1 protein-coding gene is annotated in these 659 nt (G+C 46.4%); it reads left to right on the forward strand.

The window, feature by feature from the left end; translation table 11 throughout:
- A partial coding sequence (locus ATB74_RS23435) for an IS5 family transposase (protein WP_061019854.1) occupies positions 1-659 on the forward strand: 659 nt, incomplete at both ends.

Here is a 659-nt window from a genome sequence, read left to right on the forward strand (position 1 = left end):
CAAGGATTTATCGACTCGATATTTAGGTTAGCCCATGTACCGTTAAGTTGTCCGCATTACACCTGCATCAGTCGTAGAGCCAAGCAAGTTGAGGTTTCATTTAAGACTAAAACGAGAGGAGCGATACAACACCTAGCCATTGATTCAACTGGCCTTAAGGTTTATGGCGAAGGTGAATGGAAAGTCAAAAAACACGGGACGGATGGCAAGCGTAGAGTCTGGAGAAAGCTTCATATTGCCGTCGATACCAACACTTATGAGATCATTGCCGCCGAGCTAAGTTTATCGACGGTTACAGATGGAGAAGTACTCCCGAACTTACTGAAACAAACACGCCGAAGTATCCTTGAGGTGTCTGGTGATGGCGCTTACGACACGAGAGCGTGTCACACTGCTATTAAGATTAAGGGAGCCATTGCGCTTATTCCCCCAAGAGAAGGGGCAGCCTTCTGGGAGCGTGGTCACCCTCGAAATCTCGCCGTGGGTTGCCAGAAATTATACGGCTCAAATAAGTATTGGAAAGAGCGGTATGGATACCACAAACGTTCACTCTCAGAAACAGCGATGTATCGAGTTAAACAGTTGCTAGGAGGGCAACTGAGCTTAAGAAATTACAATGCACAGGTGGGTGAAACTTACGCGATGATAAAAGCGTTGAA

The sequence above is a fragment of the Vibrio splendidus genome, assembly GCF_001557875.1.
GTDB lineage: Bacteria > Pseudomonadota > Gammaproteobacteria > Enterobacterales > Vibrionaceae > Vibrio > Vibrio splendidus_F.